The following is a 25,989-nucleotide window of genomic DNA, read 5'->3' on the forward strand; positions in this document are numbered from 1 at the left end:
CGCGAGGAACGCCGTCGAGCGTTCCACGAGCGGGGCGAGTGTGGCCGGGAGCGCGCGCAACGAGATTCCGGAGGTACGCAACGACACGCCGAGCATCGCTTCCGCGCGCGGATTGGCGATCAGGATGTCACCGCCGGGTGCGGCGCCCTGCGACGCCGACCGCAGCGCCAACACGCCACTGGCCACATGCTGCAAGACGGCCTCGGTGCGGCGTTGTGCGGCCTCGAGGGCGGCGCGACTGGTGGCCAGATCATCGGCCATGCGACCGAACGCGCGATACACCGGCGCAAACTCCGTGGCGGGCGCCGTGCCTAACGCGGGGGCACGCTTGCCGGCGGCGATCGCCAGCGCTGCCTCGCGCAGTGCCCCTACGGGCTGCGCGAGGGAGCGAGCCGCCAGTCCGCTCGACCAGAGGGCGGCCAGCGCGCCCAGCATCGTCGCGAACAGCAGGAGCACACCGAGGTCTTCGCGGCGGGCGTCGAGGGCGAATTCGTCGCCGCGTGCCGGCGTAGCCAACACCGACGGGCTGGTCGGCGAAAGATGCCGGAACCCGACGAGGGTGCGCGCGTCGCCGACGGCGATGCGTCGCGTCGTGAACACATCGTCGGTGCCGAAGTCGTCGGTACGGTAGTCGTCAGTGCCAAGCGAGACCGGGAGTAGACGGCCAAGTGGTGCCAAGGCATCGAGCAGGGAATCACTGGCTGTCACCAGCTGTCCATCGCGATAGAGGAACAGCGGGGCGCCCGTACTCGACGGCGCCGTCCCGATCGAACGCTGATCCTGCTCGGCGGCCGCCACGCGCAATGTTTCCCGAACCAGCAGTTCGCGCGCCGCGCGATCGTCGTCCTGAAGGCGATACCAGGCCCAGGCAGCGAAGATCGTCGCCGGAACGATGAAGAATGTGAGCAACGCGCCGCTCAATCGCACGCGATATGAACGCGACCACCGCACACGGCGCAGCCTCAGCAGTCGGCCCAGCGCGCCATCGGCCAGCGCGGTCGCCGACCAGAGGAGCATCACTGCGATCACGTCGAGGAACACCAGCAATGCACCGCGCGGCAGCAGTACGTCGAGCGTGCGGAGATCCACTTCCACATGCACTCGCCGCACGTCGATACCGGCACCGGCTACGCCATCGCCGTGCATCGCATCGCCCCGACGACGCCACTGCAGCGGATGCGCGATCGTATCACCAATCAGTGGTACGGCCAGCGCCAACTTGTACGGCGCGTCGGTGCCGCGCGCGCCGGTGACACCCGTAAAGGACGCAAACGGATCGAGCGGCAGCAACCGGGTGCGTGGCGGAACCGCGATCGTGGTCACGACGCCATCGGGCGCGGGCACCGCGGCCACCAGAAGCGTGGTCGGTCCATCACCGACGGCGCGAATCTCCACCTGGCCACTCTCGCGGGCCATGGTCGCGATGACCACTTGCGCCCCGATCGTGTCGTTCACCGGCGCGAGCGACAGATCGGACACCGGTGTGGTGCTGTTGCCCGGGACCCAGCGCGCCAACCGCGCCGGGTAGCCGGCCAGCGCGAGCTCACTTGAGGCGTAGCGCCGCAACAGCGCGTCGGTATTGCGAACGGGTCGCGTCTCTTCGCGCATGGAGGTCGCAAACCGCTCCAGCAGTCGGTACGCATTCTCGTCCACCGCCTCGAGTCGTTCGAGGTCATGCTGGGCCAGCGCCATACGGGCACGCACCGTGGCCCCCCACGTCAGTGTGGCGGCACCGGCGCCCGCTACGACAGCGGCCGCTGCGACCTGCGCGAGACCACGACGCGTGAGCGCCAACGAACCGATCGCCGCGATCCAAAGCGCGGGATACCACGACGGCCATGCGCCCGGGGCATCCCACAGGATCGGCGCGAACACACCGGCACCGGTCGCCAGGAGCGGCGCGACGTTGGAGGGCAAGCCACGGCGCGATCCGAGAGCCGCCCGCCCCGCCGCGGCGCCCGCCAGCAGGATCGACACACCGGCCAGGGCGAGCGCCAGCTGCCATGCGATCCACAACACGAAGCCCGCTCCCGCCGCCGGCAGCGCAATGCCGCGCGCCAGATCGCGCAGGAGGAACGGGCCACCCAACGCCACAAGCATCACCACCACCACCGCGATCCAGCGCGAGGGCTTCTGGAGCGTCGTGCGCAGCACGAGCAATAGCACCGCCAGCGCGAGCGCGGTCGTCATCAGCAAGGCGGCCACATTCGACGTGAGTGGTCCGCCCATCGCCGCGAAGTAGCTCGCCGGATCGAACAGCGACGACACATTCGAGAGCGCGGTCAGCGGTGCGACGGCAATGGCGAGTACGGCCGCCACTGCGGCAGCAACCCGTTGTCCGGTACGCGCCGGCCGACGCCAGGCACTGATCAACATGCCCAACAGGGCAAGGCCGAGCGACAGGTTGGTACGCGCCCGCGCACGCTGAAGGAGCGAGAGCTGGGTCTCTCCTTCTGAAAAATCGAGCGCACGAACACGCGCCAACCGATTCGGGCCATCGGGGACCACGACCACGGTCGATCCCGTGCCCACAACCGTCGAGTCGGGCGACTCGATGATCGTATGCGCGACATCGACGCGACCCGACAGTGTGCGCAAGAGCGGCCTCGCGAAACGGTCGGCTGGCGGCGCTGACGACACCAGCACCACCGCCACCGCTTCAATCCGCCCATCAGCTGAACGCGCACGCGCCACCAGCGACGTGTGAAACGCCCCATCAACGAGTCGCACGCCAACCGGTGCGCCGGCCCCGATCGGCGTTCGCGTCTGCCCGACGTGGGCCACCAGCATGCCATTCCGGAAGACCAGCAGCGCGGACTCCACGCCCCCTTGCAACGGTGCGGTCGCCACGCCCGTCGTATCCAGGACGCGCGCATCGACGACGCGTCGCAAGGTGGCGGCGACGTCGGTCAGGCTCGCCGCTACGCGCTGCGCACGATCCTCCCGTTCTCCCGCCGACCACGTGGTCCAATCCCGTCGTACCGCTAACAGTGTCGCGGTCTCGCCCACCGCCACCGTGACCGTAACGGCGAGCAATACGACCGTGACGACCGGGATCCCGCGAGGACGTCGCAGGGTGGGGAGCAGCCACGCCGCACCGGCACTCGCGAGCAGCGCCACGGCCAGCGACGTCCACGCCGGCGACTGTTGCCAGAAGGCACAGGCGACGATGGCGATGCAGGTCGCGGCGACCCAACCCAAAGGCCACGAATCGGCGCGCGCCGCGCGGGGAGAGGAGAACATAGCCCCACAATACCCCGCGGACCCCGCCATGGCGAAGGGGCGCCTCCTTCCCGGTTACCTTTAACAGATGTCTTTGTTTGGCCGTGCGCGGCGGCTTGGTCCTATTGGTTTGCCTCTGGTCGCCACCGTACTCGCCGCGCCCTTGCTGGCTGCTCGGTGGCCGCTGGCGTCGCCATCGGCGTCGACCACGCAGCCACCCGCGCCGGCTCGTCTCGACGTGGGCAGCTTCACGCTGCTCGTGAATGGGCAGCGCGCTGGTCGCGAACAGTTCTCTGTGCAACGCGTGATCTCCCAGGATGGCGGTACGCTCGAAGCCCGGTCGGAATCGGCGATTGGTGATCGGCGCGTCGCGATGCGTCTCGAGACCGACTCGGCCGGCACGCCAGTACGCTATTCCGTCGAAGAACGTCGAGGCGCGGACGTGACGCTCCGTCTTGGTGGTCAGCGCGTGCGCGGCCGCTTCGCGACGCTCGCGCGTAGTTCGACCGGCGAAGCGGCGCGCGAGTATCTGCTGCGCCCGGGCGCGGTCGTCATCGAGGACGACGGCATCGTTCAGTATGCCCTGCTCGTGCGAGATCGTGCGATGGCCGATGGCGCCGGCGTCACGCTGCCGAGCCTGACCCCGATCGCCAATACGCAGGGTGCCGTGCGGCTCGTCCTCGAAACCCGCTTCGACACCATCATCGTGGCCGGACTGCGTCGCGAAGCGCGGCGGTGGCGGGTGACGGCGAGCAGTGGCGATCTGAAGCTCGTATGGGCCGACGCCGACGGGCGATTGCTCAGGCTCAGCATCCCAGCCCGCAACCTCGAGGCGCTCCGAGATGACGTGCCACGCTGACGTCGACGAACGGCGTCCAAACTTGGTATTCCATTCTACTGAAACCATCACGACTCGAGGGACGTACACCCCTCTGACTCTCTCCTTCACCCGCTCCGACCCCATGAGAATTCACGCCTTCGCGATCGCGCTCGGTCTGGCCGCTGCCGGGTCCGCGCCGACTCTCGCCGCTGCACAGCCCGCCCCTGCTGCGGGTCCTGTCATCACGCTGACGGACGCCTTGGGGCTCGCGCGCCGGAACAACCCCGCCCTGCAGTCGTCCACCAACGCCCGGCGCACCGCCGCCGCCGCGGTGCGATCAGCGACCGGCGCGTTCCTGCCCAGCGTTAATACCAGCCTGGGCGGAGGCTATCGCGAAGGCCGTCAGACGTTCTTCCAGGGTCAGGCGTTCGGCGCCGTAAACGATCAGCTGAACACGGACGCCTCGGTGAGCGCTAGTATGCAGCTGTCGGTCGCTACGCTCAACGATCGCCGCGCGGCGCAGGCCGACCAGAACGCCACCGAGGCCGATATCGCCACCGCCGAACAGCGGGTGCGGAATGACGTGACCAACCAGTATCTCACGGCGCTGCAGGCGCAGGCGCGCGCGTCGCTGCAGGACACGCTGCAGGCCACGACGCAAACCCAATTGCAACTCGCTCAAGCCCGCTTCCAAGTCGGCTCCGGCACACAGCTCGATGTGCAGCGCGCCGAGGTCGCCGATGGGCAGCAGCGCGTCGCCTCGTTGAACGCGCGCAATCAGGCCGCCATTGAAATCGTTCGGCTCTTCCATACCATCGGTGTCCCGCCGACGCCCAACGCGAAGCTCGACGCGAATCTCGCCGCCCCGCCTGCCATCGAACTGTCGGTCATTCTCGAAATGGCCCGAAGTACCAATCCCGCGCTCGGCTCGTTCCGTGCCCGCGAAGAGTCGGCCCGACGCTCGCAGGCCTCGGCGCGCGGCGCCTACCTCCCTTCGCTGTCGCTGCAGGCCAACGTCTCGGCTTTTACCAATCGCTTTACCAATACAGGGCTACTCATCAGCCAGAGCCAGGTGAGTACGCTCTCCGCCCAGTCTTCCTGTGTCCGCAGCGAAGAGGTGCGCGATCGCCTCGGTCTTACCAACCGCTTGTCGCAGTGTAGCGCGATCTCCTTCACGCCGGCGCAGGAAGCCGCCATTCGCGACGCGCAGGCCAAGTATCCGCTCGATTTCACGCGCAATCCGTATTCTCTCTCCGCCACATTCTCGTTGCCGGTCTTCAACGGATGGCGTCGTGAGCAGCAGATCGAGCAGACGAGTGTGCAGCGTCGCAACGCGGAGAACGATGTCCGTGCGCAAGAACTGCGCGTGAACGCCGACGTGACCGCAGCGTCCCTCTCGCTGAACACGGCGCAGCAGACCGTCGTACTGCAAGAGCAGAACGTGCGCACGGCACGCATCGCCCTGTCGCTGGCGCAAGAGCGCTATCGCGTCGGGGCCATCAGCATCGTGGATCTCGTGCAGGCGCGTGGCGATTACGAACGCGCCGAGACCGACCGCATCACGGCGGTATACGATGTACAACGGGCATTCGCGGCGCTTGAAAATGCCGTCGGCCGTCCCCTCCGCTAACAGAGACCAGTCATGACCAAAGGTGTAAAGTTCGGGATCGGCGGCGTAGTGGTGATCGCCGTTGCCGCCCTTGCCGTGATCAGTGCGAAGAAGAACAGCACGAAGCCGGTGGAAGTGCGCACGGAGGCTGTGGAAACACGTGACCTCGTCGCCTCCGTAACGGCCAGTGGACAGATTCAGCCGCGCACCAAGGTCGACGTGTCGGCCGACGTGACCGGCAAGATCGTACGACTGTCGGTCAAGGAAGGCGACATCGTGAAGAAGGGCCAGTTCCTGCTGCAGATCGACCCGGAGCAGGTCACGGCAGCGCTACAGCGCGCCGAGGCATTCCTCGCGTCGTCCCGCGCCCAGGCCGCGCAGTCGCGGGCGAGCCTGCTTCAGGCACAGCGCAACTACGAGCGCTCGCTGCAGATCAAGCAACAATCACCGGCGTTGGTCAGCGACGAACAGCTCGAGCAGCTCAAGACGCAGGCCGACGTGAACAAGGCGCTGGCCGAAGCAGCCGGCTTCAGCGTGGATCAGGCAGTGGCCTCGGTGCGTGATGCGCGTCAGGCGCTGAGCCGTACCACGATCACCGCGCCGATGAGCGGCAAGATCACTCGCCTGAACGTCGAAGAGGGCGAAACGGCGATCATGGGTACGCTCAATAAGGATGCGGCGACGCTGATGACGATCAGTGACATGAGCGTGCTGGAAACAAAGGTGAAGGTCGACGAGACCGATGTCGCGCGCATCAGCGTCGGTGACTCGGCGCTCATTCAGATCGACGCCTTCCCCGACACGACGTTCGTGGGTCGCGTCGTCGAAATCTCGAACAGCTCCGTCACCAAGGCCGGCGCCGGGAATACCGGTGATCAGGCGATCGACTACGAAGTACGCGTCGAGCTCGTGAACCCGCCGCTGGACACCCGCCCCGATTTCTCCGCCACGGCGAAGATCGTGACGGCCTCGCGCACCAAGGTGCTCAGCATCCCGATCATTGCTCTCACGGTTCGGGAAAACGAGAATCTCCCGAACGGCGATTCCGCCGTTACCGTGGGCCGTCAGCCGACGAAGGAAGTCGGCAAGCGCGACGTGGAAGGTGTGTTCGTGGTCGGCACCGACAACACGGTCAGCTTCCGCCCCGTCAAGGTCGGCATCGCCGGTGAGCGTCACTTCGAAGTGCTCGACGGACTCAAGAGCGGCGAAACCATCGTGGCCGGCACGTATCAGGCGATCCGCGAACTCAAGGATGGCGCGATGATCCGCACGGCGAAGGTGGAAGAGAAGAAAGTGAATGACAAGAAGGTGCCCGTAACCGGGAAGAAGCCGTGAGCAACGCACTCGACGACATCGGAATCAGCACCACGGCCGAGCGCCAAGGGGTTACCACCACCGCTGGCGCCGCCCCTGGGCAAGACTGGGTGATCGTGACCCGTCAGCTGAAACGGCAGTACGACATGGGTGGCGAAATCGTCCGCGCCTTGCGCGGTGTCGATCTCGCGATCAAGCGCAACGAATACGTGGCCATCATGGGACCGTCGGGCTCGGGAAAGTCGACGCTCATGAACCTCATCGGCTGCCTCGATACGCCGAATGAAGGAGAGTATTGGCTCAACGGCATGCTCGTGAGTACGATGTCCGACGACGCGCTCGCGCGCGTGCGCAACAAGGAAATCGGCTTCGTGTTTCAGACGTTCAACCTGCTGCCCCGCGCCTCGGCCCTGCAAAACGTCGAACTCCCGCTGGTTTACGCGGGCGTCTCGGCCGATGAGCGGAAGAAGCGTGCCACCGAAGCGCTGGAGCGCGTGCAGCTCGGCCAGCGCATTCACCATCGTCCGAACGAACTGTCCGGTGGTCAGCGTCAGCGTGTTGCCATCGCGCGCGCCTTGGTGAATCGCCCGTCCATTCTGCTGGCCGACGAACCCACGGGCAATCTCGACTCGCAGACATCGGAAGAAATCATGCGCGTGTTCGAGGAGCTTGCTGCGCAGGGTCAGACCGTCGTGATGGTCACCCACGAACCCGATATTGCGGTGCACGCCAAGCGTGTCATCGTGCTGCGCGATGGCGTGATTTCCAGCGACGAGACGCGCGAACAGTATGCGCTCAAAGTGTCTGGTGATCGCGTGCACTAGAACGCGCGAGAGCGAAACTCTGTCCCGGGCGCGCCGTACGACCTCGCAGACACCACATCGCGCGAGGCGCTCCCCATGCAGTTTTTCGAAGCCATTCGATTGGCCCTCAACACGATCCGTGTGCAGAAGCTCAAGAGCGCGTTCACGCTGCTCGGCGTTTGCATCGGCGTGATGTTCCTGATCTCCGTCGTGTCGATCGTCGAAGGGATGGGGCGCTACATGGAAGAAGACCTCATCGGTAAACTGATCGGCATCAACACGTTCGAGTTGCGTAGTCGCCCCAACATCAACATCGGCGACATCGATCAAGCCACCTGGGAAGAATACCGTCGCCGGCCACGGCTCGAACTGCTCGACGTCGCACCGGTCACCGATGCACTTCCGGCCGACGCCAAGTGGTATATCACCAGCGAAGACCAGGTCGCGATCACGTCGGCGACCAGTGGCAAGCCGCGCACCACGAGAGTGTTCGCCGTCGACGGTCAGTATTTCGACGTCAAGAATCTCGGTGTGACTTCCGGTCGCGTTCTTTCCGAGCAGGAGCTCGCGCGCGGCGAGAAGTCGGTGGTTATCGGCATCGATGCCGCCGAGCGGCTCTTCCCCGGTCTCGATCCGCTGGGTCGCGAATTGAAGATGGGTGGCGTGCCCTATCGCGTGGTCGGCGTGGCCGAGTCGCAGGGGAAAGCGTTCGGTATGTCGTTCGACAACTTCATCGTCACATCGTGGCGATCACCAGCCCGCCGACTGCTCAACTCGCGTCCCAACATCGTCGATGCCGTGGCGATTCAATCGCCGAGTCCCGAAGCCATGACCGAGACGATGGAAACCGTGCGCGCGGTGATGCGCGCCGAACGTCGACTCCGCCCAGCGCAGCAGGACAACTTCGCGCTGCAGACCGCTGACTCGGCACTGGAGTTCTGGAACAAGATCAAAGGGTATCTGGTGCTCGCCGGCATCGCGCTGCCCGCGATCGGGCTCGTGGTCGGCGCCATTGTCATCATGAACATCATGCTCGTCGCCGTCTCCGAACGCACGCGGGAAATCGGCGTGCGCAAAGCGCTCGGTGCGAAACGTCGTGACATCCTGCTGCAGTTCCTGATCGAAGCCGCCACGCTTGGCATCGTCGGCTCGGTGATCGGTGTCGCGCTCGGCATTGGTCTCGCCGAAGGCATTTCATTCTTTTCGCCGCTACCAGCGAGCGTCGCGCCGTGGTCGATCGTGGTCGGTATCGCCCTCGGCGCCGGGGTCGGGGTCGTGTCCGGCATGTATCCTGCCAGTCGCGCATCGCGCTTGGATCCCATTACCGCGCTCCGGCAGGAATAGACCATGTCTGCATTCGTCGCTCGCGTTTCCGCCGGGGTCGAGGGCGTTCGCCTTGCGCTCGACGCCGTTCGCGCAAACAAGGTCCGCGCCGGTCTCACGATTCTCGGAGTCGCCGTCGGCGTCTTCGTGGTCGTTGCCATCTCGGCGGCCATTCACGGCATCAACCAATCGGTGGCGAAGGAGTTTGCCAGCATCGGCCCGACCAGTTTCTTCGTGATGCGCTATCCGATCAGCTTCGAAAATTGTGACGGCTCCGATGGCGCGTGCACGTGGCTGCGCAATCCGCCCATCCGGCCGAATGAGATCGAGAGCATCAGGAGCTTGCCGAGCGTGGAAGCCGTGGGGGAGCGCCTCGATTGGAGCACCAAGGTCAAGTATCGCGAGCGCGAGTTGCCGTCGGCGAGTATCGAAGGCTACAGCGCCGAGTGGACCAGCATCAGCGCTCCCGACGTGTATCCGGGTCGTGCGTTCACGGGCGCTGAGGCGCGTACGGGTGCACGCGTCGCGGTCATCACCTCGCTGATGGCCACGCGCCTCTTCGACGAATCCGATCCGATCGGCAAGTCGGTCACGCTGAACGGTGTGCCGTTCGAAGTGATCGGCGTGTACAAGGACAACGGCAGCTTCCTTTCGGGGGGTGAGCGCCCCAAGGCCGTGATCCCCGTGCAGTCGCTCATTCGGTACGTGGGCGCGCGAGCCAGCGGCGTGTCACTCGCGATCAAGCCGCGTGACGGCGTGGTACGCGACATCGTGCTCGACGATGTCACAGCAACGCTGCGCGGGATGCGCGGGACGCGCCCGGGTGGCGAGTCTTCGTTCGCGATCATCACCCAAGACAAGCTGCTGGAGACGTACAACAACATCTTTGGGATGTTCTTCCTCGTCATGATCGCGTTGTCGGCGGTCGGACTCATCGTGGGCGGCGTCGGGGTCGTGGCGATCATGATGATTTCCGTGACCGAACGAACCCGCGAGATCGGCGTGCGCAAGGCACTGGGCGCGACCAAGGCCACGATTCTCTGGCAGTTCCTGGTGGAGGCCGCCACGCTGACCGGCATCGGCGGCGCCATCGGACTGTTCGTGGGCTGGTTGAGCGCGCTCGGCATCCGGAGCTTTACGCCTATTCAGGCGAGTGTCCCACCGACGGCCGTCATCGTGGCGCTTGGCGCCAGCGTGGTGACCGGAATTTTCTTCGGCATGCTGCCCGCCAGTCGCGCGGCGCGTCTCGATCCGGTGGAGGCGCTCAGGCACGAATAGCCGAGGGCGGCTATTATTAGAGGATGAAGACACGAGACGCAATCGGTCTGGCCCTCACCCAGATTCGTGTACAGAAATTGAAGAGTGCCTTCACCCTGCTTGGGGTGACGATTGGCGTCATGTTTCTCATCGCCGTCGTGTCCATCGTGGAAGGGATGGGCAGGTACGTCGAGGAAGATTTTGCGGCGCGACTGATCGGCAGCAACACGTTTACGCTGCGTCGTTTCAACAACGTGGGCCCGGGCGGGAATCGTGGATTCGACGCGCGATCCGCGCAGCGTCGTCCCCTCGTCCGCATGGCGGATGTCGAAGCGGTGCGCGCGGCCATCCCCGCCACCATGAAGTCGAGCATCTCGAGCGAGACCTTCAAGTACGCATCGTCCCCGGGCGCGCGACCGCGTCAGGTGCAGGCCGTGGCCACTGATGCGAACTACTTCGAGATCAAGAAGTTTGCCGTCACCGTGGGTCGTGCCTTCACCGATCAGGAAGTCCGCGCCGGTGCGCGCGTGATCGTGATCGGCACAGAAGTCGCCGAGCATTATTTCCCGGGTCTCAATCCGGAAGGTCGCGAGTTGCGCGTGGCTGGTGTGCCCTTCACCGTGATCGGCGTGATCGAGAAGCAAGGCTCGGTGTTCGGGTTTTCGCTCGACCGCAACGCCATCGCGCCGTACACGTCACCGATGGGACGCATCATTCGCCCGCAGCGCGACATCTCGTCGCTGATCGTGCAGGCTCCCACGCAAGCCGATCTTCCCGACGGCATAGAGGCGGCGCGCGGCGCACTGCGGTCGCTCCGCGGACTGCGTGCCGGCGAGCCGGACGACTTCGGCCTCGTCACTCAGGATGCGGCCTTTGGCTTCATCAAGCAGCTCAAAGGACGTCTTGTGCTCTTCGGCACCGCGCTGCCCGCGATCAGCTTGGTCGTGGGCGCGATGGTCATCATGAACATCATGCTCGTCGCCGTCGCCGAACGCACGCGAGAGATCGGCGTGCGCAAGGCGCTTGGTGCGAAACGGGCCGATATCATGTCGCAGTTTCTGGTCGAAGCCGCGACGCTGAGTACACTCGGTGCCGCGATCGGCGTCGGACTTGGGATCGGCCTCGCGGAGGTCATTGCGGCGCTCACGCCGCTGCCGGCGGCTGTCGCCCCGTGGTCGATTGCCGCGGCACTGGTAACGGGTGCCGGCGTCGGCATCGCTGCCGGCCTCTATCCGGCCAGTCGCGCGGCGCGTCTGGATCCCATCACTGCGTTGCGCCAAGAGTGATCGGATGAATCGATTTTTGCTGGTCTTCGAAGGCGTTGGCATGGCGCTCGAGTCCATCCGTTCCAACAAGGTCCGCGCCGCCTTGACCATCGCCGGCGTTGCCATCGGCGTGTTCGTGGTCGTTGCGATGGGCGCGGTGGTCAATGGAATTCGCTCGTCATTCCAGCAGGACCTCGAACAGATTGGTGCTACCACCTTCATTGTGCAGCGCCGTAGCTCGGGGATCAGCGGCTGCGATGGCACCGACGAGAAGTGCCCGGATCGCAGCAACCCGCCGATTTCGTTTGCCGAGTGGGAGATGATCAAGCGCATCCCGGGCGTCGAGAACGTGATCGGTGTGCTCGGCGGCGGAGGCAACTTTGCGTATCGCAACAGCCGCGTGGACAACGTCGGTTACGACGCGTACAGCGTTGAATGGCCGTCCGTCGATGCCTCGGACATTTTTCCGGGGCGCAACTTCACGCGCACCGAGTACGATGGTGGCACGCCGGTCGTACTGGTGAACGACACCCTCAAGGCGCAGCTGTTCGGTGAGTCGGAGGCCGTCGGAAAACAGATCATGATCAACGGTCGGCAGTTCACGGTGATCGGCATTTACGCGCCCAAGGCCGGATTTCTGAAGTCGCTGCAGGGCAAGGGCCCTGATACTCCCCGGGCGATCATTCCCATTCAAGCCGCCGTGCGTAGTCTCGATGTGTCGCGTAATAGTCTCAGCCTGCTGGTCCGTCCGGAGAAGACCGTGACTCAAGGTGAAGTCATGGACGAGGTACTGGCGTCCCTGCGCGCACGCCGCGGCCTGCGCCCCGGCGACCGCGCAACGTTCTACCTGGTCGAACAGGACCGCCTGATGGATACGTTCAACCAGCTCTTCGGTGCGATCTTCGCCGTTGGCCTGGCGCTGTCGGCGGTCGCCCTCCTCGTGGGCGGCGTGGGCGTGGTGGCGATCATGATGATCTCGGTGACCGAGCGCACCCGCGAGATTGGCGTTCGTAAAGCGCTCGGCGCCACCTCGGGCACGATTCGCTGGCAGTTCCTCGTCGAAGCGTCCACCATGACCACCATCGGCGCCTTGGCAGGCCTCGGGCTTGGCGCGCTGCTCGCGTGGGTGATTCGCACGAATACCTCGATACCCGCCGCGTTACCCGCGAGCATCGTGGCGACCGCATTGATCGCCAGCGCGGTGACCGGTGTGGCCTTCGGCATGCTCCCCGCCATGCGCGCGTCGCGGCTCGACCCGGTGGAGGCACTCCGGCACGAGTAGGTCGCGTCAGCATGCGTTTCTCCGATATCATCCGCCTATCGCTCTTGCAGCTGCGCGTGAACCCCTTGAGAACGGCGTTCACGTTGCTCGGCATTGTGGTATCGGTCGGTTTTCTGGTGGCGGTGGTGGCGATCATTCAAGGCATGAACGCGTACGTGAAGGAGAACATCGCCGATGCCTTGATCGGCATGAACACCTTTCAGGTGCGACGACTGCCGATCAGTCTGGGCCTGTTCACCGACGACCAGTTCCGCCTGCTGAAGCGGCGCCCGCGTGTGGACGAGCGGGATGCCGAGGCCGTTCGCGACGCCCTCCCCGACGCCTTGGCTATTTCGCTGCAATCCGGATGGCCCACGCCACAGGCTGATGTCGTCTGGCGCGACCGCACCCTCGGCAGCGTCCAGGTGTTTGGTGTGACCGCGGGCTATCAGGTGGTGCAGGACTATCGGTTCACCGAAGGACGCCCACTCAGCGACATCGACGTGCGCGAGCGTCGCAACGTGATCGTGGTCGGTGCCGATGTCGCGGCGAATCTCTTTCAGGGCGCCACGGCCATCGACAAGGATGTGCGCGTGATGGGTCAGCGCTACACGATCGTGGGCGTCGTGGCGCCCAAAGGCCGCGTGCTGGGGCAATCGTTCGATGGATTTGCGCTAATGCCTATTTCGGCCTTCGAGGCCATATACGGACGGCGGCAGACCACCACGATCTCCGTCAAGATGCGCGATGCGCAGGAGGTCGGCCCGGCAATGGCCCGCGCGCAGGAAGCCATGCGTCTCGCGAGACGACTGCGGCCGTCGGATCGTGACAACTTCGACGTCGGCACGGCCGATGCGCTGGTGGATTTCTGGAAGCAGCTCACCAGGGTGTTGTTCGCGGTTGTACCGGCGGTCGTCGCGATCGGCATTCTCGTGGGCGGCATCGTAATCATGAACATCATGCTCATGGGCGTCACCGAGCGCACACACGAGATCGGGCTACGCAAAGCGATGGGCGCCACCTCAGCCGATGTGCGGCGTCAGTTCCTCGCCGAGTCGATCGCGCTGGCGACCTGCGGCGGCCTGCTTGGTGTCGCCGCCGGATGGGCGCTGGCCGCCGCCATCACGGCCTTCTCCCCCCTGCCCGCCCACGTGTCATTGTGGAGTGTCGCGCTCGCGCTGTCGCTGGGCGCCGGTGTGGGCGTGCTGTTCGGCGTGTATCCGGCGTCGCGCGCCGCGAAGCTCGATCCGATCACCGCGATGCGCGCCGAGACCTGAGCCATGGGCTTCAGAGTCGGTGCCTTCGGCGAAAACCTCCTGATCGCCTTCGACGCGATCCGCGTAAACAAGCTACGCTCGTCGCTCACCATCCTGGGCGTGGTGATCGGCGTGGCCACCGTGATGGCCATGGCCGCGATCGTGGAGGGTATCCGCTCGCAGATCGTCACGACGATCGAAGTAGCGGGGCCCACCACGTTCTATGTGTTGAAGAAGTTCTCGCAAACGCCACTCAATCCGGACAACTTGCCGAAGGAAGTCCGGAGTCGTCCGGATATTTCGGAGCTCGAGGCCGATCGCCTGCGTCGCCTCCCCGAGGTCGCGTACGCCTCGATGTGGGCGCAGACGCTGGCGCGCATCGAATCGAACGGAGTTCGGTCGCAGCGAATGGCGATCTTCGGTGCCGACGACGGGTTTACCCGCATCCAGGGCGGTGAGTTGGTGGAAGGGCGCTGGTTCACGCGCAACGAGCTCAGTGCGGGTGCGCCGGTCGTCGTGCTGCAGGAAGCCGCGGCGCGCAGCTTGTTCGGCCGAGAGCGAATGCTGGGACGGCAGGTTCAAGTGGGAGGGCGTCCGTTGGTCGTGATCGGACTCTGGCAGGAACCGGGCAATATCTTCGCACCACCCGGGCAAGCGGTCGGCGCGGTAGTGCCCTTCGAGTTCATGGAGCGCAGCTACACGATCGATCGCACGAACGCCCTCTGGATTCCCGTCAAGCCGCGGGCCGGGGTCAGCGTGGCCGATGCACAGGAAGCGGTGGTGATGGCCCTGCGTGAAATGCGCGGCCTTCGCCCGGGCAGCACCAATAGCTTCGACCTGATCACGCAGGACCAGATCCTCGACACCTTCAACGGCTTCACGAGCATCTTCTTCCTCGTGATGATCGTGCTGTCTGGCGTTGCCCTGCTGGTGGGTGGTATCGGCGTGATGGCCATCATGACCGTCTCCGTCACGAGCAGGACGCGGGAAATCGGCGTACGAAAAGCGCTCGGTGCCACGCGAAACGACATTCTGTTGCAGTTCCTGATCGAGGCCTGCACGCTGACCGGCATCGGCGGGCTGATCGGCATTCTGGTTGGCCTCGCCATGGGCCGCGTAGCGTCGTACGCGCTCGACATCTCGGCGCCGGTGCCCGTATCGCTGACGATCATCGCCGTCGTGGTCTCCGTCGGCATCGGCATCATTTTTGGCATGGTACCCGCTCGTCGCGCGGCCAACCTGGACCCCATAGAGTCACTCCGGTACGAATAACGCACCGCAGCCAGCAACGCTTGGCTCAGTAGCCGCGGACGGCCAGGAACGCGTCCCAGAAGGGCAAGTATACGGGCATGCCAAGCACCGCCAGCTCGAGCACGCCGAGCACACCGAGCACGGACAGCAGCATCATGCCTTGGCGGCGCAGCGGCGATCGATCGCGGAGCGCATGAATGATCGTGCGCAACGTGAACACCAGCAGCAACGCCACGGAAATCGGCAGTAGCCAACTATTGCGCTGCGGACCGAAGTAGGACTCGAGGAACACCAGCGGCTCGGGAAAGAAGCCGCGCCCCGGATTCTCGACGCCGAGGAAGATGTTGATGCTGGCCGCTTGGTGCGTGGCCCAGAAGAGCACCAGCGCCCACCAGCCGGCGCGATTCGCACGTCGGGCCGTGAGGTACCCGGTAATGCCGAGGACAGCCAGCATGGCGAGCTGATACCAGAACATCGACAAGACCGCGCGCACGGCCAACGACCAACTTGGCGACTCCGCCGGAATCGGCACCATCAACGAGGTCGGCCCCACCAGCCATCCGCCGTAGAAGGCGACCTGCACCCACGTCCAGAGAAACGCCGCGCCAAGGAACGTGCGTCGCGCACCCGATGCGGTCGCGCGATCGCGCTCGAAATAGAGCAGCCACGCGCCCCACACCGCCATCATCGTCGCCAGCACCAGACCCAGCAGACGCGTACCCGCCGATCGCTGGAGCGCAAAGATCACCCCGGTCGCACTCCACCAGAAAAATACGACCACCAGTAGTGAGCGTAGCGCTACGCGCACGGTCGTGTCGCGCGTGGCGATATCGATGCCGTGTAGCCTGGACGGATGTCGCACGCGCACTAGCGACTGCCACGGCCACGCGGCCCGGTTTACCACAGGTGTTTCATGCACGGTCGGATCCCTCGGCCATTTGCATCGCGGTACGTACCAGCCCACCGAGTGCCTTCGCATTCGCCGCCGGCAACAGCACATACCGTGCGCGCATCGCCTCGGCGACACGACGCGCCACCTGTTCACCGCGCGAGGAGGTGTCCACGAAGAGGGCGGGAATATTCTGCTGCGCAAAGCGCGCGCTGGCCGCTAACGCGTCACGTTCCGCGCCCGGACGCCCCGGTGTCCCGTCGCGCGCAATGTTCGCGCGGCCATCGGTCAGCATCACCACCAGGGGCGCGCTGCCGGCACGTTTGGCGGACAGTGCCTGCTCGAGCGCCGCCTCGATCGCGTGCGCCAGCGGTGTTCCTCCGCCGCCAGGCAACGCCGCCAACACCCTTTTCGCGCGCGCGAGGGCGCGTGTCGGTGGCAGCAACAGCTCGGTGCCCTGCCCTCTGAACGCGATCAGGCTTACGCGGTCACGCCGCGCGTAGCTCTCCGCGAGGAGCATTTCGATCGCGCCTTTGGCCTCGGACAGTCGATTCACCGCCGACGAGCCCGAGGCATCGACGACGAAGAGCACCGTCGTGCCGGTCTTCTCGATGAAGCGACGGATGCGGAAATCTTCGCGGCGGATGCTCACGCGCGGCCGCGCCTTCGCTGGCGCGACAACCGACGCGGCAACCGACGCGGCGTGCTTGACTCGTGCGCGTTGCCAGGGGGCAGCGGCACGCAATGTCTCCAGAAGGTGAAGGCGCGAGCCGCCGCGTGGAAGTCCCGTGCGGGCACCGCGCGGACGGCCACGCAGCATGTTCTGCTTTTCAGCGCCCACGCGGCCCTGCATGCTCCCGCCGTTCACTTTTTCCAGCAGCTGCGCGAGCATACCCGGCGGCAACGCTGACGTCACGGCCTCTCGCAGCATGTCGGTGCTGCTCGATGGCGGCGCTGGGCTTTCGTCCTCCGGCGCATCGTCGGCCGACTCCGGCGGCTCGGGCGCACTGTCCGGCCCGTTGTCCGTGGGCGGCGGCGGTTCGGGTGGCGGAGACGGCGGTGGCGGGTCGTTCCTGGGTTCGTCGTTCTTGGGTTCGTCGTTCTCAGCTTCGTCGCGCTTAGCTTCGTCGGCCGGCGGAGCCGGCAACCGCGTGGCCCGAGGCGCCAGCACCAACGCCGCCGCCACTTCGGCATCGGCCTCCGTGATCATGAGCCGCCCGTGCAACGCCGCATGGGCGCGAGCGCACCGCAGCGCCATCAGCGGCGCACGAACGGAGTCGATTCCGAACGAGTCCGCGGTCTCACAGAGCGCCACGATCCATGATTCATCGACGCTCACCGACATCAGTCGATGGCGCGCCTCGCGCGCGGAGCGCTCCCACGAGGTGCGATCGCCCTCGTCTGGTTCATCGAGTAGTGCTTGGCCGGCGGTGCCGCTCGTGCGCACCACGAATGCCAGACGATCACGCAGCGCAGCATGCACCGCCTCATCGTCGATCGATTCATCCATCACGACCATGCACACGCGGGCGTCGTGGCGTTCACCGATGCCATCGCGCGCGACCTGTACCTCGGCATAATCGAGCACTTCACACAAGGCCGTGCGCGCGGAGGTCGACAATCGTTCCGCCATCGGCACCACGATCACGCCGCCGTCGGCCGCCGCCAACACGCCGCGCTCCGCGACCAGCGTTCCCGTGGAGAGCGTGGCCGCGAGATCGACACCACCGTACAAGCGATCCGGCGTCACGCTCGACGGCACACGCCGCAGCGGCGCGCCGTTGGGAAGGGCATGCTGCACCAGCAACGAAAACGCACGCGCCTGCTCGTGCAGGGGATGATCGAGCATCGCGCCGCCGAGTCCGCGCGCGTCGACCGCCAGCAACAACGCCGTCAGCGCGGGGCCACCGCGCGGCAGATCAGCGGGTGGCGACGACATCGCCCCACAGCTCCGCGATGGCACGCTCCACGCGAGTCGTCGACCCGGCGTCGTCGAGCACATTCCGGCGCAAGCGATGGCGAAGCGCCATCGGCGCGATGCGCCGAAGGTGCTCGAGTGTCACTTCGTCATCACCGTCGTATGCCGCCATCGCGCGCGACGTGCGCAGCAGCGTGAGCTCGCCGCGCAATCCGTCGGTACCAAGCTGCGCACAGAGCGTCGCGGCGCGTTCGAGCACGGCATCCGACACGACAAGGGCATCGAGTCGTGTGCGCGCTTTCTCGAGATGACGACGGATTTTCGCGTCGGCCTTGTGCCAGTGCGTCAGGAATGCCACCGGGTCGCGGTCGAAGGCGTCGCGTCGCTTGATGACCTCGATCCGCGTCGCGATCACCGTCGGCGTGCGGACGTCGACGGCGAGACCGAAGCGATCGAGCAGCTGCGGACGCAGCTCCCCCTCTTCCGGATTGCCGCTGCCCACCAGCACGAATCGCGACGGATGGCGAATGCTCACGCCCTCGCGCTCCACCACGTTCTCGCCCGTGGCGGCCGCGTCGAGCAACAAATCGACGAGGTGGTCTTCCAGCAGGTTCACTTCGTCCACATACAGAAAGCCGCGATGGGCGCGGGCCAGCAGACCGGGTTCGAAAGCCTTCTCCCCCGTGGTGAGCGCCTTCTCGAGGTCGAGGGCACCGACCACACGGTCTTCCGTGGCCCCCAAGGGAAGGTCGACAACCGGCACGGGAGCGAGCGCCGACTTGACGTGTACCCCTGCCAACGCCCGAGCCTGACATTCGTCGCAGCGGGCACCGTTGGCCTGGGGATCACAGCCGTAGCGGCAACCTGCCACCACTTTCATGGGGGGCAGCAGCCCGGCAAGGGCGCGCACGGCGGTAGACTTGCCGGTGCCACGATCGCCGAAAACCATGACCCCACCGATCGTGGGGTCGACGGCCACCAGCAACAACGCCAGCTTCATTTCATCCTGGCCAACGATCGCGCTAAACGGAAAGACCGGTCGCATGCGGACTCAAAAAGGTTCATGGTGGGACGGCATAGGGCGCCGTTCCACCCTCTTCGACGTTAGGATCAGAGAGACCCCATGGCAAGAGCTTTACACCTGATGTGTACACTTTTCTTGACACTCTTGTTTTCTCCGCTTATCCTCGGCCCGTGAACCCTCCCGAGCAAGCCATGACGCCTCCCAAGGCGCTGGCAACCGATCGCAGCAGAACGCCACACACAGCCCAGCCCGCCATTGAACTGGCTGACCCAGCCGTCATGCCTCCACCGGCGTGGCACGAGCGGATCCGCGACTGGTTCAATGCTCTCGTCGCGACCGACCGCTTCCAGCGATGGAGCGCCCGATTCCCGCTCACAAGACCGATCACGCTGCGACGATCCCGGGCTCTCTTCGACATCGTCTCCGGGTTTGTGTATACCCAGACACTCCTGGCCTGCGTCGAACTCGACCTCTTTGCCTATCTGGCCAGCGGCGCCCGGACCATCGACGAGATCGCCGAGCATGCCAACCTGTCGAGAGCCAGCACGGAACGGTTGCTCAACGCTGCGGTCTCGCTCCAGCTCATGATGAAGCGGCGCCACGGGCGCTATGCCCTCGGCAAACTGGGTGCGCCACTGGTCGGCAACACCGGGGTCCTGGCGCTCATCCGGCACCACCGCATGGCGTATCACGATCTCAGCGATCCCGTCGCCTTGCTGCGACAGGGTGCGGATTTCCGCACCGAACTGTCTCGCTACTGGTCATACGCGGACGCCCCGCGCCCGCAGCAGATCGACGATGCGCGCGTGGCGGCCTACTCGGAGATCATGGCCGATACGCTCCCGCCCGTCGCCCACGACGTGCTCGACGCGTACGACCTTTCCAGACATGCGTGCCTCCTCGACGTCGGCGGCGGCGAAGGCGTCTTCCTCGCGCTGGTCGGCGCGCGTCACGCCAACCTCCAGCTACGGCTGTTCGATCTCCCGGCCGTCGCCACACGGGCCAGGGCACGGCTCAGTCAGGCCGGCTATGCCGACCGGGTCGACTGCCACGGCGGCAACTTCCACGCCGACGCCTTGCCCACCGGCGCCGACGTGATCTCACTGGTGCGTGTGTTGCTCGACCATGATGACGAGTCGGTGCTGCGCCTACTCAAGCGCGTGAGGGCGGCCCTGCCCAGTGGCGGCGTGCTGTTGATCGCCGAAGCCATGGCCGGCGTTCGCGGCGCGGAAACGGTGGGCGACGCCTATTTCTCGTTCTACCTGATGGCGATGGGGAAGGGCCGGGCCCGACGGGCGTGCGAGCTCCACCAGATGCTGCAGGCGGCGGGCTTCAAGCGGAGCCGGGAGGTCTCTACCCGGTTCCCGATCCAGACCGGACTGATCGTTGCCGAAGTCTGAAAATCAATCCCGAATAAAATCACCGGGAATGTTGACAGTATGAGGTGTCAACCACACGTTACACTCCGTGAAGACCCTCGCCGTCGTATTCGAACAACCTGAGCAGCTTTCCGTCCGGACGTTGGAGCTTGTACCCGCCACGGATGCGGACGTGATCGTCGAGATGCGCTGGTCCGGCATCAGCACGGGCACCGAGAAACTGCTGTTTACCGGCCGGATGCCGCCGTTTCCTGGATTGGGCTACCCCCTGGTCCCAGGTTACGAGGGCGTCGGTACCATCACACAAGCGGGCTCTGAGTCGGGGCGCGCGGTCGGCGAACTGGTGTATGTGTCCGGCTCGCGCGGATTCACCGAAGCCCGCGGACTCTTCGGCGGTTCGGCGTCACTCGTGGTGGTACCAGGCGCGAAAACCGTCGTCCTGAGTCGGGAACTGGGCGAACGCGGTACGCTCTTCGCGCTGGCCGCCACCGCCCATCATGCCCTGGGCGACGACCCGGTTGCCCACCCCGAGCAGATGCCTCAGCTCATCGTGGGACACGGCGCCCTTGGCCGTCTGATCGCGCGACTGGTCGTGTTGTATGGCGCACCGGCGCCCACGGTATGGGAAACGAATCCCATCCGGATGGAAGGCGGGCGTGGCTACACGGTGGTGCACCCCGACGAAGATCCACGTCGAGACTATCGCACGATTTGCGATGTGAGCGGGGCCGATGGCCTGCTGGACACGCTCATCGAACGCCTGGCGCCGGGTGGCGAGATTTGTCTGGCCGGCTTTTACACCGTACCGGTGCAGTTCACCTTCCCGCCCGCGTTTCTCCGCGAAGCACGCTTTCGCATTGCGGCACAATGGAAGGAGCAGGACCTTCGCGCCATCGCCGCCTTCGCGAATAGCGGCTCGCTCGATCTGGATGGACTCATCACGCACCGCGAGCCCGCGGCGCGTGCCGCCGACGCCTATGCCACGGCGTTCGGTGATCCCCGTTGCGTCAAGATGATCCTCAACTGGAGAACGGTTGCATGAGTGAAAACGGTACCAGCTCCGCCAACGGCGCCCTGCATGACTTGCACTCCAGCGTGCGCGCTGAAGCCGCCGCCGCCCTCGACGAGGTCCACACCGGACCGGTGACGAAAGAAACCCAGATCATCGCGATCTACGGGAAAGGTGGCATCGGCAAGAGCTTCTCGCTCGCCAATCTCTCGTACATGATGGCGCAGCAGGGGAAGAAAGTCCTGCTGATCGGCTGCGATCCCAAAAGCGATACCACGTCGCTGCTCTTCGGCGGACGCGCCTGCCCCACGATCATCGAAGTGTCGTCGCGCCTCAAGCTCGCCGGCCAGCAGGTGTCCATCAGCGACGTCTGCTTCAAGCGTGATGGCGTGTTTGCCATGGAGCTCGGTGGTCCCGAGGTAGGACGCGGTTGCGGCGGACGCGGCATCATTCACGGCTTTGAAATTCTCGAGAAGCTCGGCTTCCACGAATGGGGTTTCGACTTCGTGCTGCTCGACTTCCTCGGCGACGTGGTGTGCGGTGGATTCGGCTTGCCGATCGCGCGCGACATGTGTCAGAAGGTGATTGTGGTGGGCTCGAACGACCTGCAATCGCTGTACGTGGCCAACAATGTCTGCTCGGCGGTCGAGTACTTCCGCAAACTCGGCGGCAACGTGGGCGTAGCCGGCATTCTGATCAACAAGGACGACGGCACCGGTGAAGCGGCCGCGTTCGCGGAGAAAGTAGGCATCCCGATTCTCGCGAAGGTTCCGGCGAACGACGATATCCGCAAGAAGAGCGCGAACTACGAGATCATCGGCTTTCCGGGTGGCGAGTGGGGCCCGCTGTTCGGCGAGCTCGCGCAAGCGGTGGCCGATGCGCCGCCCGTGCGCCCGAAGCCGCTCACGCAGGACGAACTGCTTGGCCTGTTTGCGGCCAGCCAGGTCGGCGGCAACGTGAAGCTCGAACCGGCCACGATGTTCGACCTCGTGGGTCGTGAAGATGTCACGAAGCCGTCGCTCGAAGTCGTGTACGACACCGTTTGACCGGAATCGACATGATCAACCATTCCAGCGGCGAAGTCGTCTATGATGCTGCGGGCAGCACGCCCACGGCGAACGACGCCGACCAGCCCACGTCACGGGCGTTGCCCGTCCTCGACATCAGCGCGATCAACACGGCAGCGACCGCAGCCGACGGACTCGGTTGTCACGCCGGCGCCAACGAAATGTTGGCGGCAGCGAAGGCTGCGGGGAAGAGCGAAACACTCGACCGCTACGCCGCCGACTATCCGAAGGGTCCGCACGATCAGCCGCAGAGCATGTGCCCCGCGTTCGGTTCATTGCGTGTGGGTCTCCGTATGCGCCGCACGGCGACGATTCTCTCCGGTTCCGCGTGTTGCGTGTACGGACTCACGTTCACGTCGCACTTCTACGGTGCCCGACGCACCGTGGGGTACGTGCCGTTCAACTCCGAAAGCCTCGTCACCGGTCAGCTGTTCGAAGACATCCGTGATGCGGTGTTCAAGATGGCCGACCCTGCACTGTACGATGCGATCATCATCACGAATCTATGCGTACCGACGGCATCGGGTGTCCCGCTGCAGTTGCTGCCGAAAGAGATCAACGGTGTGCGCATCATCGGCATCGACGTGCCAGGGTTCGGGGTGCCGACGCACGCCGAAGCAAAGGACGTCCTGGCCGGCGCGATGTTGCGCTATGCGCGCACGGAAGCGGAGCTCGGCCCGGTGGCCGCGCCGCGTGCCGGCGTGAGCGGCAAACCCACCGTCACGTTGGTGGGTGAGATGTTCCCCGCCGATCCCATGGGTATCGGCATGATGCTGGAGCCGATGGGACTCGCGGCCGGACCGGTGGTACCCACGCGCGAGTGGCGTGAACTCTACGCCGCGCTCGATTGCGTGGGCGTGGCGGCGATTCATCCGTTCTACACCGCGTCGTATCGCGAATTCACGGCAGCGGGTCGGCCCATCGTAGGCTCCGCACCCGTGGGCTACGACGGTACCGAAAGTTGGCTCGAAGCGATCGGTCAGATGGCCGGCGTGTCGCGCGAGCACATCGATGCGTCGAAGAACAAGTTCCTCCCGGCCATCAAGAGCGCCCTCGCCAAGATGCCGATCAAGGGACGCATCACGATGTCGGGCTACGAAGGATCGGAGCTGCTCGTGGCGCGCCTGCTGGTGGAGAGTGGCGCCGATGTGCGCTACGTCGGCACCGCCTGTCCGCGTACACCGCATAGTGATGCCGACCGCGAGTGGCTCGCCGCCCGCGGCATTCACGTCCAGTATCGCGCGTCGCTCGAGCAGGACCTCGCGGCGATGCACGAGTTCAAGCCCGACCTCGCCATCGGCACCACGCCGGTCGTGCAGAAAGCGAAGGAGCTGTCGATCCCGTCGCTGTACTTCACCAATCTGATTTCAGCCCGTCCGCTCATGGGACCCGCCGGTGCCGGCTCGCTGGCCACCGTGATCAATTCGGCGCTCGGCAACAAGTCGCGCTTCAACGAGATGAGTGCATTCTTCGACGGCGTCGGCACCGGCTTCGCGAGCGGTGTGTGGGAAGACGTTCCAAAGGATCACCCGGATTTCCGCGACCATTACAAGCGCCATCTCGCCAAGCTGGCGAAGGCGCGCAAGGCGCAGGAGATGGTCTGATGCTGGTGCTCGATCATGATCGCGCTGGTGGCTATTGGGGCGCCGTGTACGTGTTCACCGCGATCAAGGGATTGCAGGTCGTCATCGACGGCCCGGTCGGCTGCGAGAATCTTCCGGTCACGTCGGTGCTGCATTACACCGACGCGCTCCCACCGCACGAGCTGCCCATCGTCGTCACCGGACTCGGCGAAGACGAACTCGGACGGAACGGCACCGAAGGCGCGATGCGCCGCGCGCACAAGACGCTCGATCCGGAACTCCCTGCCGTCGTTGTCACGGGCTCCATTGCCGAGATGATCGGCGGTGGCGTGACGCCGGAAGGCACGAACATTCAGCGCTTCCTGCCGCGCACGATCGACGAAGATCAGTGGCAGGCCGCCGAACGGGCGCTGTACTGGTTGTGGACCGAATACGGTCTCAAGAAAGGCATCGCGCCGAAGCGTCGCGAGAAGAAGGAAGGCGACAAGCCGCGCGTGAACATCGTGGGCACGATCTACGGCTATTTCAATTCGCCGAGTGATCTGGCGGAGATCCGTCGGCTGGTGGAAGGGATCGGCGCCGAAGTGAACATGGTGTTCCCGATGGGCAGTCACCTCGAGGAAGTGCCGCGTCTGATCGACGCCGATGTGAACGTGTGCCTGTATCGCGAGTTCGGGCGCATGCTGTGCGAAGCGTTGGAGCGTCCGTATCTGCAGGCGCCGATCGGATTGCACAGCACCACCAAGTTTCTGCGCACGCTCGGCGAGATGCTGGGGCTCGACCCCGAGCCGTTCATCGAGAAGGAGAAGCACACCACGATCAAGCCGTTGTGGGATCTCTGGCGCAGCGTCACGCAGGACTTCTTCGGCACCGCCAGCTTCGCGATCGTGGCGAACGAAACGTATGCCCGCGGTGTGCGCCATTTCCTGGAGACGGAGATGGGCATGCCGTGCACGTTCGCCTTCTCGCGCCGTCCGGGTGTGAAGCCCGACAACCAAGCCGTCCGCGAGGCGCTCCGCACGACGCCGCCGCTCATCATGTTCGGCAGCTACAACGAGCGGATGTACATGGCGGAGCTGGGCTCGCGTGCGATGTATGTCCCGGCGTCGTTCCCCGGCGCGATCATTCGTCGCCATCTGGGCACGCCGTTCATGGGCTACTCGGGCGCAACGTATCTGATTCAGGAAGTGTGCAACCAGCTGTTCGACGCGCTGTTCCACATCCTGCCCTTGGGCACGGAGATGGACAAGATCGACGCCACGCCCGCGCGCATGCACAAGGAACTGCCGTGGGATGATGACGCGAAGAGTGCCTTCGACGAGATCGTGGAGACATATCCGATTTTGATCCGCATCAGCGCCGCCAAGCGCCTGCGCGATTTGGCAGAGAAGGATGCCCGCGAACTCGGTGATACGCTCGTCACACGGGATCACGTACTCGCCTCACGGCGCGGTCTCGTCGGCGTCGGATAAGCACGCAGGATCCGAGTCTGAAAGCCGGGGAGGGCAAACACCGTTTGCCCTCCCCGCTTTTCCTTCGCGAGCACGGTCGCTCCCAAGCGCTTCTCATTCCTGGCGCCGTTAATTTTTGGCGCCGTTAATTCCTGGCGCCGTTGATTCCTGGCGCCCGTCATCGGTCAAGCCCCCCATCCGCCTCACCCGCGTGCGCGATCAGGCTCGCGATGATCTCATCCGGCCGTTCTTCCGGCAGCAGGTGTCCGGCCCCAGCCACCGCGCGCA

18 protein-coding genes and 1 pseudogene are annotated in these 25,989 nt (G+C 65.2%); 15 read left to right on the plus strand and 4 right to left on the minus strand.

Annotated features, from left to right (window positions below; genetic code table 11):
- Positions 1–3,243, minus strand: a pseudogene (locus tag ACESNG_RS03390) (hypothetical protein); the annotation flags it as partial.
- 67 nt (positions 3,244–3,310) lie between these two features.
- Here ACESNG_RS03390 and ACESNG_RS03395 point away from each other — a divergent pair.
- The 10 genes from ACESNG_RS03395 to ACESNG_RS03440 all read left to right on the plus strand — a co-directional run bounded on the left by ACESNG_RS03395 (position 3,311) and on the right by ACESNG_RS03440 (position 15,402).
- Complete coding sequence (locus ACESNG_RS03395; RefSeq protein ID WP_373060905.1) at positions 3,311–4,081, plus strand: hypothetical protein; 771 nt, start codon at positions 3,311–3,313, stop codon at positions 4,079–4,081.
- A 103-nt stretch (positions 4,082–4,184) separates the two neighbouring features.
- Positions 4,185–5,672, plus strand: a complete 1,488-nt coding sequence (locus ACESNG_RS03400) for a TolC family protein (RefSeq protein WP_373060906.1) — start codon at positions 4,185–4,187, stop codon at positions 5,670–5,672.
- 12 nt (positions 5,673–5,684) lie between these two features.
- Positions 5,685–6,986, plus strand: coding sequence for an efflux RND transporter periplasmic adaptor subunit (locus tag ACESNG_RS03405; RefSeq protein WP_373060907.1), 1,302 nt, complete (start codon positions 5,685–5,687; stop codon positions 6,984–6,986).
- 23 nt (positions 6,987–7,009) lie between these two features.
- Entirely contained in the window at positions 7,010–7,789 is a 780-nt protein-coding gene (locus tag ACESNG_RS03410; RefSeq protein WP_373060921.1) for an ABC transporter ATP-binding protein, read from the plus strand.
- Positions 7,790–7,864: 75 nt separating this feature from the next.
- Positions 7,865–9,112, plus strand: a complete 1,248-nt coding sequence (locus ACESNG_RS03415) for an ABC transporter permease (RefSeq protein WP_373060908.1) — start codon at positions 7,865–7,867, stop codon at positions 9,110–9,112.
- A gap of 3 nt (positions 9,113–9,115) precedes the next feature.
- Complete coding sequence (locus ACESNG_RS03420) at positions 9,116–10,369, plus strand: ABC transporter permease (protein WP_373060909.1); 1,254 nt, start codon at positions 9,116–9,118, stop codon at positions 10,367–10,369.
- Positions 10,370–10,392: 23 nt separating this feature from the next.
- Positions 10,393–11,634 (plus strand): ABC transporter permease, encoded by a 1,242-nt coding sequence (locus ACESNG_RS03425; RefSeq protein ID WP_373060910.1) that lies wholly within the window; start codon positions 10,393–10,395, stop codon positions 11,632–11,634.
- 4 nt (positions 11,635–11,638) lie between these two features.
- Positions 11,639–12,895, plus strand: coding sequence for an ABC transporter permease (locus tag ACESNG_RS03430; protein ID WP_373060911.1), 1,257 nt, complete (start codon positions 11,639–11,641; stop codon positions 12,893–12,895).
- 11 nt (positions 12,896–12,906) lie between these two features.
- Positions 12,907–14,151, plus strand: coding sequence for an ABC transporter permease (locus tag ACESNG_RS03435; RefSeq protein WP_373060912.1), 1,245 nt, complete (start codon positions 12,907–12,909; stop codon positions 14,149–14,151).
- Between the two features lie 3 nt (positions 14,152–14,154).
- Positions 14,155–15,402: an ABC transporter permease gene (locus ACESNG_RS03440; protein ID WP_373060913.1), complete on the plus strand. Its 1,248-nt coding sequence runs from the start codon at positions 14,155–14,157 to the stop codon at positions 15,400–15,402.
- 25 nt (positions 15,403–15,427) lie between these two features.
- Here the strand turns inward: ACESNG_RS03440 and ACESNG_RS03445 are convergent, their stop codons facing one another.
- From ACESNG_RS03445 to bchI, 3 genes are read right to left on the minus strand one after another with little or no spacing between them, the layout of a single operon-like run.
- A complete protein-coding gene (locus tag ACESNG_RS03445; RefSeq protein ID WP_373060914.1) occupies positions 15,428–16,300 on the minus strand; it encodes a DUF3623 family protein in 873 nt (290 codons plus the stop codon).
- Entirely contained in the window at positions 16,293–18,209 is a 1,917-nt protein-coding gene (locus ACESNG_RS03450) for a magnesium chelatase subunit D (RefSeq protein WP_373060915.1), read from the minus strand. Before ACESNG_RS03450 ends, ACESNG_RS03445 begins: the two co-directional genes overlap by 8 nt.
- Positions 18,190–19,233, minus strand: coding sequence for a magnesium chelatase ATPase subunit I (gene bchI, locus ACESNG_RS03455; RefSeq protein ID WP_373060916.1), 1,044 nt, complete (start codon positions 19,231–19,233; stop codon positions 18,190–18,192). Before bchI ends, ACESNG_RS03450 begins: the two co-directional genes overlap by 20 nt.
- Positions 19,234–19,403: 170 nt before the next feature.
- Here bchI and ACESNG_RS03460 point away from each other — a divergent pair, with 170 nt between their 5' ends.
- The 5 genes from ACESNG_RS03460 to bchZ all read left to right on the plus strand — a co-directional run bounded on the left by ACESNG_RS03460 (position 19,404) and on the right by bchZ (position 25,722).
- Positions 19,404–20,612: a methyltransferase gene (locus tag ACESNG_RS03460; RefSeq protein WP_373067826.1), complete on the plus strand. Its 1,209-nt coding sequence runs from the start codon at positions 19,404–19,406 to the stop codon at positions 20,610–20,612.
- Between the two features lie 67 nt (positions 20,613–20,679).
- A complete protein-coding gene (bchC, locus tag ACESNG_RS03465) occupies positions 20,680–21,633 on the plus strand; it encodes a chlorophyll synthesis pathway protein BchC (RefSeq protein ID WP_373060918.1) in 954 nt (317 codons plus the stop codon).
- Positions 21,630–22,646, plus strand: a complete 1,017-nt coding sequence (locus ACESNG_RS03470; RefSeq protein WP_373060919.1) for a chlorophyllide a reductase iron protein subunit X — start codon at positions 21,630–21,632, stop codon at positions 22,644–22,646. The genes bchC and ACESNG_RS03470 overlap by 4 nt, the downstream gene beginning before the upstream one ends.
- Before the next feature lie 125 nt (positions 22,647–22,771).
- The gene (bchY, locus tag ACESNG_RS03475; RefSeq protein WP_373060922.1) at positions 22,772–24,271 is read left to right on the plus strand and encodes a chlorophyllide a reductase subunit Y; all 1,500 of its coding nucleotides are present in this window, start codon (positions 22,772–22,774) and stop codon (positions 24,269–24,271) included.
- Positions 24,271–25,722, plus strand: a complete 1,452-nt coding sequence (gene bchZ / locus ACESNG_RS03480; RefSeq protein ID WP_373067828.1) for a chlorophyllide a reductase subunit Z — start codon at positions 24,271–24,273, stop codon at positions 25,720–25,722. Before bchY ends, bchZ begins: the two co-directional genes overlap by 1 nt.
- Positions 25,723–25,989: the final 267 nt, after the last annotated feature.

The sequence above is a fragment of the Gemmatimonas sp. genome (assembly GCF_041689975.1).
Lineage (GTDB): Bacteria > Gemmatimonadota > Gemmatimonadetes > Gemmatimonadales > Gemmatimonadaceae > Gemmatimonas.